The sequence below is a fragment of the Streptomyces sp. NPDC058459 genome, assembly GCF_042721685.1.
Taxonomy (GTDB): Bacteria; Actinomycetota; Actinomycetes; order Streptomycetales; family Streptomycetaceae; genus Streptomyces.
In genome coordinates, this window is sequence record NZ_JBHXLV010000257.1 from 1 (window position 1) to 6,466 (window position 6,466).

The window sequence follows — 6,466 nt, forward strand, 5'->3', positions numbered from 1 at the left end:
TAGCCGCGTTGTACGAGCCCCATCCGGTGGTGAAGTCCCAGCCGGTGGCGGCGGAGTAGGCGCCGTTGCTGCCGCTCGTGATGTCGTGGAATCCGGTGCCGTTCGCCGCGTAGAGGGCGGGGTTGGCGAAGCCGAGGTTGGCCTTGCCGGCCGCTGTGGCCTGCTGGTTGTACAGCGCGGCGAACGCCGCCCATTCGGGTGCGGCGGCGCTGGTGCCGCCGACCGAGGACCAGGAACCCTGCGAGTAGATCGAGACGCCGGGGCTGGGGTTGGCGTGGGCCGCGACGTCCGGCACCTGACGGAAGCCGCCGCCGGCGCTCTTCTGTACGGCGGTCTGCCAGCTGGGAATCCTGAACACGGAGGACTTGCCGCCGCCGCCCCCGGCCCAGGCCACCTCCCTGCTCCAGGCGTTGGAGGAGGTGACGGTCAGCTTGGTGCCGCCGACGCCGGTGACGTACGGGTCGCTGGCCGGGAAGTCGACGGAGGTGCGGCCGTCGCCGGCGTCGTCGGAGCCGTTGTCACCGGAGGCCGCGTAGAAGCCGAGGCCCTGGGCGGCGCCCGACTTGAAGACGTTGTCCACGGCGTTGATGTTGGAGCTGGTGCGGGCACTCTCGGCGGCGCCCCAGCTGATCGAGGTCGTCGGGATGCCGCTGTCGACGATGGCCTGGTAGGTGTCGACCTCGCCGGCGTCGGAGTTGGGGCCCTCGAAGACGGTGACGTTCGCCTTCGGGGCGATGGCGTGCAGGACCTCGATGTCCAGCTCGACCTCGACCTGGCCGTCACCGAGCGGGCCCGAGCCGCCGTCCACCTTCTTCACTGTCGGGGTGGGCGAGTTGAGGCCGTAGTTGCTGTCGTACTTGGTGATGTTGGACTGCTGGAAGCCGTCGAACTCGATCAGTGCGATCTTCTGGCCGCTGCCGGTGTACGTGCCGGAGACGTTGTAGCCGCCCTTGAGCTGGGCCGGGGTGTAGCCGCCGCCGGGCCCGTTGTGGGGGGTGACGGTGGAAGGCGCCTGGTGGTGCAGGTGGACGCGGTTGTTGAGGCCGGCCACGTCGCTGACGAGGGAGGCGATGGCGCGGGGCAGGGTCGGCGCGGCGTCGTTGGCGTAGAACGAGCGCCCCGAGGCGGCGTCCTTCCAGGTCGACAGTCTGGTGCCGAAGGCCTTCTCCAGCTGGGCGGCGGTGCCGCTGGCGTCGACCAGCAGGTTCCCCGAGTGGGTGGCCCTGACGGTGAGCCCCTGCGCCCGAAGGTAGTCCTTGAGCTGCGTGACCTCGGCGTCGGTCCTGCCGAAGCGGGCCGCGAACTGGTGCTTCGTGAGGTAGTGGCCGTAGGAACTCGACTTCGGGTCGCTGACCTTGGCGACGAAGGTGTCGAGTGCCTTCGCGTTTCTCGGGGTCAGGCTGATCGCCACCGATATCCGCTTGCCGGCGGCGACCCTGCCGGTGCGGACAGCGTTCTTGCCGAGGCCCTTCAGGACATCTCCGGTGACGGCCGCGCGCGTCGAGTGCGGCTGGGGGGTGCCGGCGGCGTAGGCGGCGGGGACTGCGGCGGCGAGCAGGGCCGGCACGGCGACCAGACCGACCAGTTTCAGACGTGACTTCACAGAGGTCCTCCGGAGAGCGTGGGGTGGTGGTGTTCCGGAAGGGGAACGTGCTCCAAGGTTGGAACACCGGCCCGCCCCGCATAAGCGGGGGAACCCTTGCTTCACGTGTTAACCAGGGATGTCACATCAACGGCGTGTGTCGAGCGCGCGGGGAATCCGGACTCGGCCGGACTGACTGAACGTCACCGCCTGCGTGACGGGGCTGACTTGGGCATCGTCCACGGATTCCACCGCCGCCCCCGATGCGATCACGGCGACCGCCATCGCATGCGCGAGCGCGGTGCGCGAGTGGACCCCGAACTTGCGGTAGACCCGCGACAGGGCGCCTTCCACCGTCTTGACGCTGATGAACAGCTCGGCGGCGACTTCCCGGTTGGTGGCCCCGCCGCCGACCAGTCCGGCGATCCTGGCTTCCGTGGGGGTGAGTTCGGGCCGGCCCGCGCCTGAATCACCGCTGCGCTCTCCGGCCTCAAGCCGAGCCAGTTCGTCCCTGGCCCGCGCCGCCAGCGGAGCGGCGCCGATCCGCGTCGCGGTCTCCAGCGCCTCGCCGAGGGCCGTCCGCGCGGCGGCCCTGTGCCGCGAGCGGCGCTCGACCGCGCCGAGCGCGATCAGCGTGCGCACCAGTTCCACGGGCAACGGAAGCCGGCGCAGGCGGTCCACGGCGGTACGCAGCCGTACCGCCCCCTCCTTCGCCCGGCCGAGCCCCGCCTCACGCAGCCCCTCCGCCCGTTCGAGAGCCGCCAGTACGCTTCCGGGCTCGTCGGCGGACAGACGCGTGCGGGCCTCGCCGATCACCGCCCCGGCCGCTTCGGACTCGCCGAGGACGACCAGGGCCTCGGCCAGGTCGCTGTACCAGTGCAGCAAGGGCGGGTCGGCGGCGGACATCGCCTCGCCGAGTTCCCTGACGCGTTGCAGCGCCTCGACAGCGGCGGCCGCCCCCCTGGGGTCACCGGCGAGCAGTTCGGCCTGTCCGAGCACCCCCAGCGCGCGCAGCAGGAACAGCCGGTCGCCGTCCGCCTCCGAGGCCCGTACCGCCTGCTCGGCGAGGTGCCGGGCCTCGTCGGCGGTGCCGCCCGCGGTGGCCGCGAGCGCCGCCGCGTACAGTGCGGGAGCCGCCTGCAGGCCCGTCTCGTCCGAGGCGCGCGAGCAGCGGGCGGCGGTGCGCAGCGCCTCCCGGCAGTGCCCGGAACGCACCTGGATACGCGTCAGCGCCACCAGTGTCGCCATGACCTCCTCGACCCCGGCGAACTCGCCGATCTCCGCGAGGAGCCGGGCGACCTCCACCTGAGCCTCGGTCACCCGGTCGGAGTCCAGAGCGAGGATCGCCCGCATCCGGATCAGGCCCCAGCTCTCCGGACCGGCGCCCGCGCCCCCGACCAGCGCGAGCGCCTCCTCCAGCGCGGCGTCGGCGGCGGCCGGCTCCCCGGCCAGGGACCGCACCCGGGCGAGGGTGGCGAGTGCCCCGATCCGGGTGTCCGTGTCGTGGGCACGGGCCGCCTGCCGGGCAGCGCGCCGGGCGTGCCGGGCCGCCTCCGCCAACTCCCCGCACAACAGGCCGCGTACCGCCGCCCAGTGGTGCAGCCATGCCTCGGTCTCCGGGTCGCCGTCGGCGTCCCGGAGCCCCTCCTCGATCAGACTGTGGGTGCCCTCCAGCGCCTGTCCGGCATTGCGCAGCAGGATCAGCCGGGCCCGCACCCGCTGCCGCGCGGAACCCGACTCGGCGAGGACGGCCCCGGCCGCCTGTCCCGCCTCCTCCAGCTGTCCGGCGTCGCACGCGTACTCGGCAGCGGCCAGCAGTCGTTCGGCGCGGTCCGCGGCGCGGTCGCCGGGAGTGCGCCGGGCCGCGAACCCGGCCAGTTCGAAGGCGGTGTCGGGTGCGCCGTGGCGGCGTGCGTGCTCGGCCGCGGACATCAGCGTGCGGGCGGTGGCCTCGTCCTCGTGCGGGGTGGCGAGAGCGAGGTGACGGGCGTGTTCCACCGGCTCGGTGACGGCAGGGGCGAGGAGGGCGTGCGCCTGCCTGCGGCCGTGCTCCGTGGCATCGGCATAGACGGCGGCCCGGAGCATCGGATGCCGGAAGCGGATCGTCCCGCCGGCGTCGGCCGCCGCGACGCCGAGCCGTTCGGCCTCCGCCAGGTCGGCCGCGGGGTCGCGGAGCCCGGCGGCACGCAGCAGAGTGAGGCTGGGGCGGGCGGCGGCGCTGGTGACGAGGAGGGTGTGCCGCGCCGGCTCCGGCAGCGTACGCACCTGGTCCAGCAGCAGGGTGCGCAGCCTCCGGGACACCGGCAGCGCCCGGCCGAAGCCGACGGGTCCGCCGTCGCGCCGGGCCTCCCACGCCAACTCCCGTGCGTACCAGGGGTTCCCGCGAGCGGCGTCCTGGATGGCCCGCAGTACCGCCGGCGGCGGGTCGGCACCGAAACCGGCGCGCACGAGATCGGCCACCTCGCCGTCCGCCAGCGGGGGCACCGCCACCTCCACGGTTCCCGGAGGGCAGCAGCGCAGCCGCTCGGGCTGCTCACCGTCCGCCACCCGCTCGGCCGCCACCATCCGTACGCCGAGGCCCGCGACGCGGCGGACGGCGAAGGCGAGCACCTCGGCGCTCGGCTCGTCGAGCCACTGGAGGCCGTCGACGACCAGGAGAACGGGGCCACCGGCAGCCAGGGTGCGCAGCACTTCGAGGACGGCGACGCGCAGCGCGAGGCGGCCGTGGTCGTCGGCCGGTTCACCGGCGCGCAGCAGGGCCGCTCTCAGGGCTGTCCGGGGCCCGGGGGCCAGGGCTTCCAGGCGGCTCTCCGGCACCCGCGCGAAGAGGTCGACGAGGCCGACGAACGGGAGCCCGGCGTCCTCCCGGGCGGGCGAGCAGTGCAGTACCGTGCCGGCCGGCCGGTCCTGCGCGGCCCAGGACGTCATGAGGGCGGCCACGAGCACGGACTTGCCGATCCCCATGGGGCCGTGGAAGAGCACTCCGGGACGGACCGTCAACTCGGCCCAGGCGGCGCCGAGCAGCTCGCCGCGCCCGGTCAGTGACCGTACGTCCACGGCAGCCGCCCGCCCTTTGCCCCGGGGGTGGCGCCGGCGGTCCTCGTGCCTGCCGCGCCGGGTGACAGGCCGCGGCCGTCGCCGGGGGCGGAGCCTTCGGCTCGGCGCGTCCAGCGGGTTCCAGGGCATCGCAGCATGTGTTCATGACAACCGCCGCACGTTCGGCTTGTCAATGACCCCCGGCGCAGCCGCTCCGCCGCCAACTGCCCCTGTGGGCGCCGTTGTCGCGCCATCCCGGGTGCTTTTCGGTCCGATGGCGACCGGGGCTTGCGGTCGTGGCCGGGGTCCGCCTAATCTCTCCCTCGAAAACGACAACCGTTTTCAAGAGAGAGGAGACACGCATGCTTTCGCTCGCCTTCGAGGAGCTGAAGTCCGACGGCTCGCTCGCCGCGCCCCAGGGTCCGGGCACCAACGCCCTGGTGCACAACCCGTTCGCGTTCGAGGAGCTGGAGGCCGACGGCTCGCTCGCCGCGCCGCAGGGTCCGGGCACCAACGCGCTGGTCCACAACCCGTTCGCCTGGACCGCCTGAGCAGTCACCACGCCGCCCGCTCCCTGGCCGGGCCAGGGGGCGGGCGGCCCTCGCAGGAAGGCACTGCCATGGATCGCATCGCACCCGGACACCATCTGTACGCGGCCCCCGACGGAAGCTGGCGGCACAGCACGCCCGACGGCCGCTTCACCCGGATCCGCGGTCCGCGGGAACTGCTCGCCGCCGCCCAGCGGTTCGCCTACGGGCGCGGCGGGGAACAGGTCGATCCCGGCCTGGAGAGCGAGCACGGTCAGGCCCTGCTCGCGGCACTCGGCGAGCGCGGCACGCTGGCCACTCCCCGGGAGCAGCCGGCGCCGGGCGCCCTGAGCGTTCACATCGAGGGCGACAACCCGGTCGCCCACGCGGTCGCCGCACTGCTCCCGTCCGGAACGCGCGTCGCCACCGGTCCGGTCGACGAGGACGCCGTACGGGCCGCCGACACGGTGGTCTGCTGCGCCGGCTGGCTGCCCGACGCGCACTGGCGGCGGGTGGACGCGTGGTGCGCGCTGCACTCGACGGCCTGGCACCGCTGCCACGCCGAAGGGCTGCGCTTCGTCCTGGGCCCCATGACCGTCCCCGGACGGACCGTCTCGTACGCCGACACCCGTGGTCGTCTGCTCGCCGCCGCCGACCTGCCCGCCGAACTGGCCGCGCACTGGGCCTACCTGGACGGGGACACCCTGCCGCCGGTGCCGTGGCCCGGGACCGGCGCGACGGCGGTCCTGGCCGGGCTGCTGGTGGAGGACGTGCTGCGCCTTCACGAGACCGGTACGCCGGCCGGTCACGACGTGCAACTGGTCGTGGACGCCGCGACCGCCGCGGTCGAGCGGCACCGCGTCCTGCCGCTGCCGGTCACCGCGCCCGCCGAGGCCGTGCGATGAGCGTGCCGCCCGTACTGGCGAACGAGCGCGTGCCGGGCTGGGACGGCACGCCGCTCGCCCTCGACATCCACCTCCCGCCTCCTGGCACCTGGCCGGTACCGGCCGTGGTGACCCGCACCCCGTACGGCCGCGGCGGACACCTCGCCGAGGGCGCGGGCTGGCGGCGCCGGGGTTTCGCCTATGTCGTCCAGGACGTGCGCGGCCGGTACGACTCCGACGGGACATGGCAGCCGTACCACAACGAGCGCGGCGACGGCGCGGCTCTCGCCGACTGGATTCAGCGGCAGCCATGGAGCGACGGACGGCTCGTCGCCTACGGCGGCTCGTACGCGGGTCACACCGCATGGGCGCTCGCCGCCGAACGCCCGGACGCCGTGCGGGCGGTGGTCAGCATGGGCCCGTCGATGGCGCTGGGC

General features: G+C 74.1%; 5 protein-coding genes. 3 read left to right on the plus strand and 2 right to left on the minus strand.

Annotation, left to right across the window (positions count from 1 at the left end; genetic code table 11):
- Nucleotides 1–1,603, minus strand: a 1,603-nt coding sequence (locus ACFWN1_RS29695) for a protease pro-enzyme activation domain-containing protein (RefSeq protein WP_384368639.1), incomplete at its 3' end; no start/stop codon positions are given.
- Between the two features lie 126 nt (nt 1,604–1,729).
- The gene (locus tag ACFWN1_RS29700; RefSeq protein WP_384368642.1) at nt 1,730–4,639 is read right to left on the minus strand and encodes an AAA family ATPase; all 2,910 of its coding nucleotides are present in this window, start codon (nt 4,637–4,639) and stop codon (nt 1,730–1,732) included.
- 341 nt (nt 4,640–4,980) lie between these two features.
- Between ACFWN1_RS29700 and ACFWN1_RS29705 the strand changes: the two genes are divergently transcribed.
- The 3 genes from ACFWN1_RS29705 to ACFWN1_RS29715 form a co-directional block, all read left to right on the plus strand.
- Entirely contained in the window at nt 4,981–5,169 is a 189-nt protein-coding gene (locus ACFWN1_RS29705) for a streptamidine-related RiPP repeat protein (protein ID WP_124003198.1), read from the plus strand.
- A 68-nt stretch (nt 5,170–5,237) separates the two neighbouring features.
- A complete protein-coding gene (locus tag ACFWN1_RS29710; protein ID WP_384368646.1) occupies nt 5,238–6,050 on the plus strand; it encodes a hypothetical protein in 813 nt (270 codons plus the stop codon).
- The coding region (locus tag ACFWN1_RS29715; RefSeq protein WP_384368649.1) for a CocE/NonD family hydrolase at nt 6,047–6,466 on the plus strand (420 nt) is incomplete at its 3' end. The genes ACFWN1_RS29710 and ACFWN1_RS29715, both read left to right, overlap by 4 nt.